This is a genomic window from Candidatus Cloacimonadota bacterium (assembly GCA_020532355.1).
GTDB lineage: Bacteria > Cloacimonadota > Cloacimonadia > Cloacimonadales > Cloacimonadaceae > UBA5456.
On record JAJBBD010000085.1, the window covers coordinates 1 to 5,001 of the forward strand.

Here is a 5,001-nt window from a genome sequence, read left to right on the forward strand (position 1 = left end):
CATCATGGTACTGTCCAAGTCCAACAAAGCAGATGTGTCTAACCATATCGTATTTTTCAACAATGTGATAGCATCAATTGTCCAAGTGAGCGCAATTTGAAGTTTTAAGTGAGGGTTTGCATGGGATCAGGTTGCAGGTGGCAGGTGGCAGGTGGTAGGTTGCAGGTGACAGGTTGCACGATGTTGCCTGATTACCGTATGAGTTCCGTAGGAACGATATTTCAGATAGCATCACGATCCCGACATGATGTCCTGAGTTCCATAGGAACGGCATTTCAGATAGCATGCGAATTACAACAAGCCAGAGAGAGGAACGGCATTTCAGATTGGAAACAGAGGTCAATCATGTTATCTGAAATACCGTCCCGATGGGACTCTGGCGGATTTCTTGCTTGTTATGCTATCTAAACCCCAATGAAAGGGCTTTCACCACAGTGAATGAAAACCGGGTGAGGATTGCAGACGTCCTCGTCTGCACAAGCAGCGAAGCTGCTTTCTTTTCTCGGCCTGCGGCCTCGCTCGACACGAGACGTGTCGAATCCTCTGGTTTTCATGTAAAATACCGTCCCGCTGGGACTCCATCGGGGGTTTTCGGAGCGTGAGGGCTAGCTGAAATGTCGTCCCGATGGGACTCACCACGCCTTGCTAATGATCATTTGACCGTATCAACGGCACTTATCCTAAACTTTAACCGTCTTACAGAACAAAGAGGTGGGCCTTTCTGCCCACCTCAATATGTTCAGATTATCTGGTCACTGCCCGGAATTACGATGCAAGCCCTGCATCCTTTCTTTCAACACTTTCCAGGTGATTCTATCCTCTCCACTGCGCAGGCCGGCCACTGCCTCACGTTCGGATTCTCGATAAAACTTCACTGCCACAATCCGGTAAAACATGGATGGGCGGAAGAGTGCCACAAATGTGTGGGTGTAACTGGTTTCCGGCACAAAATTCAGGAAATAATAGTAGTTCGCATCTTCGTAAGGCGTCTCGTTGTAAAGCACGATATAGCCATCCGGAGCGATGGGGCTGCCATAGATAGTCTCAGTTACGGCTTCCCAAGTGATGATGGCGTCATTACCCAATATCTGCACCGTAGGTGGAGTAACCGCTGCCGGAGGCACATACTCACCGGTGCCGCGTAAACCAATGGCGAGTACTGGCAGATTGTCAGCATCGCTATGGATATAAATGCTATCGCTCACCGCGCCGCTGGCCAGGGGAGCAAAGGTCACATTCAGAATCGCGGTTTCATCCGGAGCCAGCACAATGGGCAGTGCTGTATCAATCAAAGAAAAGGCTGAAGTTCCTGCCAGATAGGACACGCTCGTTATATTCAGCGCAGCCCCGCCGGAGTTTTTAACTTCAATACTCTGTACTGCAGATACATCACCAAGATAAACCACACCATAATGTAAGCTGGCAGCACTCAGCAGTTCTATCTCCGGCACGCTTGCGATCACCGTAATGTAATCTGTCTTCTGTTCGGTATCCTCCAAGTCAAAGAGACCCTCCACGGTCAAACTCACACTGTAAACCCCTGGTTGGTTGTATGTGTGTAAAGGGTTCTGTTCGCTTGATGTGCCGCCATCGCCAAAATCCCATTGCCAGGCTGTGATCCCCCCGGTTCCGGGTGTGGAGAGATCCGTGAATTGCACTGCCAGAGGCTCTAAACCGCTGATTAAGTTCGCACTGAACTCGGCAAGCGGAGCCAACGGATCGCTGACGATGGAAAAGACTCCTGCAGATATAGCGGTGATGTTGTTTTCATTATACTTACGGATCCGCACTTTAGCCTGATCCGTAGTAATGGCCGGTACCAGCCAGTCGAAACGTCCCACCGAAGCCGGATATGGCTGACTCATTATGGATTGCCAGCTTTGTCCGCCATTGCTGCTGTAATCCAGCACAACGTGGCTTACATCAGTTGTTACATTCCACAAAATTGGATAAATGGATGTACTCATCATTTGCTCACCACCATTTGGACTTTGCAAAACAATCTGGGGTCTGATGCTGAAGTATTCGGCGTTCTGATCTGACACATTTTGAAAATTGGCATCGGATATCCTCACCATGCAGCTATTTGAAATGGCGGCAGGTACCGTCCAGTTGTAGCTGGTATTTGAAGCAGATAATGAAGACAAAATCTGTTGCCAGTTAGCTCCACCATTAATTGAGTACTCCAGTTTGACGTGTGATATGTTGCCGAAATCCCAGCTAATTGTGCGCAGAGCACCTGTGGCATAGATATCGCCACCACTTGGGTTTAACAGATCTAACTTAGCAATGGTAAACGGATTGTCGCTCCAGTCGTAGATGCTTGGATTTTCCGAATCAGATATCCTCAGATAGCATGAAGTAGAAAGTGTATCAGCGACAGTCCAGTTAAATGTAGCAGGATTACTCGGCAAGTTTTCGGCTATACAGTACCAATTGACTCCCCAGTCATAACTAACATCGATGTTTACACTATTGACCTGGTTTGGTAGCCAGGTGATTTCATACGATCTGCCTTCATGAAGCTTAAGATCTGTACTTTGAGGTGCTATTAACTGTAATGAGGGTGGATTTCCGGTGCTAAGTGAGAAAAAGCCATCGCTTGTGTCGAACCATGAATCGGGATCTGACGCAGATTCTAAGCGAATCAAACACTGCTCAGAGCTCACCGGCAAAGCCAACGTACTGAAACAGCCTAATGATCCGTTTACGGGTTCCGTATTGAGATTGAACCAGGATGCTCCTCCATCGTATGAAAACTTGATGTTTATGGGTGTTGGGAACGATTCTGCATCCCAATAGATGGTTTGTTGGCTTGAAGCTCTCCAGATTTCACCGCCATTTGGTGACAGCAATTGCAAACTGGTATCTCCATACTTGGCGATAAAGATGTCACTATTTCCACTACTAGTCAGCGACGTAGTGCCAAAGCTGAAGCTACCGATGAAGGAACCCGTAACATATATATTGCCCTTGCTGTCCATACCGATGGCACTACGGTAGTCAGAGTAACAACTACCTGCTTTCATGACCCAAAGCCAGCTCCCCGTGCTGTCCAGTTTAGCCACGAAATTGTCACTAGCCCCACTACTAGTCAGTGTGGTGCTGCCAAATGTGGCAGTGCTCTGAAAATATCCCGTTACATAGCTATTGCCGGAGCTATCAACGGTGATACCGTAGCCATAGTCAGAGCTCGAACCACCCGCTTTTTGGGCCCAGAGCCAGTTGCCGCTGCTATCCATTTTTGCCACGAAGATGTCGCCATACCCACTACTACTACTAGTTAGTGTCGTTGTGCCAAAGTGGGCAGTGTACAGAAAAGATCCCGTTACATAGCTGTTGCCGGAGCTATCAACGGCGATACCGTAGCCGTAGTCAGAGCTCCTACCACCCGCTTTTTGTGCCCAAAGACAGTTGCCATTGCTGTCAATTTTTGCCACAAATATGTCTTCATACCCACTACTGGTAAGTGTGGTGCTGCCAAATGTAGCAGTACCGAAAAATTTCCCCGTCACATAGCTATTACCGGAGCTATCAACGGCGATACCGTAGCCATAGTCATAGTTCGAACCACCCGCTTTTTGGGCCCAGAGCCAGTTGCCATTGCTGTCAATTTTTGCTACGAAGATGTCTGTATTCCCACTGCTGTTTATGGTTGTGCTGCCAAATGTAGCAGTGCTCTGAAAAGATCCCGTCACATAGCTATTGCCAGAGCTATCAACGGCGATACCGTAGCCATAGTCATAGTTCGAACCACCCGCTTTTTGTGCCCAAAGCCAGATGCCATTGCTGTCAATTTTTGCTACGAAGATGTCGTAATCCCCACTACTGGTAAGTGTAGTGCTGCCAAAGACGGCAGAGTCTGAAAAATTTCCAGTTACATAGCTATTGCCGGAGCTATCAACGGCGATACCGTAGCCGTAGTCATAGCTCGAGCCCCCCGCTTTTTTTGCCCAGAGCCAGTTGCCGTTGCTATCCATTTTAGCTACGAAGATGTCGCTTTGCCCACTACTGGCCAGTGTAGTGCTGCCAAATACGGCAGTGCCTTCAAAACTTCCCGTTACATAGCTGTTTCCATTGCTATCGGTGGCGATGCTTTGTCCATAATCGTAACTTATCCCGCCAGCCTGATTAGCCCAGAGCCAATCCTCAGTCTGTGCAAATAGATGAAATCCCAAAAACATGGCTATCAAACTGACTATGGCAATCTTGAGTACCTTCATTTGTTCCTCCTTAAGAACGCTTGTTCCTCAATATTTTATATTTAACACGCTATTCATCAATTCGGGGTTCTGTTGATGTAATCCCTGTCCCTTGTTCCATGCGTCATATCCCTTTCCGTCTGCAGCTTCTACTTCAAGAATAATATCATCTGTTGGCATCATTTATTGTGGGCGATTTGTTGTCAAGAACATTTGGTTCCGGGTTTTCTTTTCCGTTATAAACCCTCACTGAAAACTTCAATTTTCATCACCGAAAACTTCAAATCGGGAAAATGGGCTTCTATAGCGGTCATTCTCTTACTGGTTTTAATCACCGTTTCTTCAAATTTAATCACCACTTCTTCAATTTTCATCACCGAAAACTTCAAGCTTTAATCACTGAAAACTTCAAGCTTTCATCATCGAAAACTTCAAATGGGTTGTGGGATAAAAAATATCGTGGGGAGCACCGGGCGGTGTCCCCACGACTCGGAGGGCATTCTATGTAGGGTCTGTAGGCTGTATGCAAGGTGAGATTTGACTGGATTTCTGTCAATGAAGATTCTTGCACATTCTTTATCATATTGAGCGGAAAGGACTTGACCACGGTTGCGAGAGGTGTACAATAGACCCATAAATCAACAGTCGGGTAACCGAGAAGGAGATCAAGATGACCAAGCAGAACAAGAATCGCAAAGAGCAGGCAATGCTGGAGCAGATGGTAGAATCAGGCAGCCAGATAGTATTCATGAGAGAAGATGGAACTGACCAGACAATTGAAGAGATTATGGATTCTAAG

The 5,001-nt window shown here is 47.1% G+C and carries 1 protein-coding gene; it reads right to left on the reverse strand.

The genetic code is table 11. The annotated features are described in order from the left end of the window. Positions 1–752 precede the first annotated feature (752 nt). The gene (locus LHW48_02795; GenBank protein MCB5259387.1) at positions 753–4,223 is read right to left on the reverse strand and encodes an SBBP repeat-containing protein; all 3,471 of its coding nucleotides are present in this window, start codon (positions 4,221–4,223) and stop codon (positions 753–755) included. Positions 4,224–5,001: the final 778 nt, after the last annotated feature.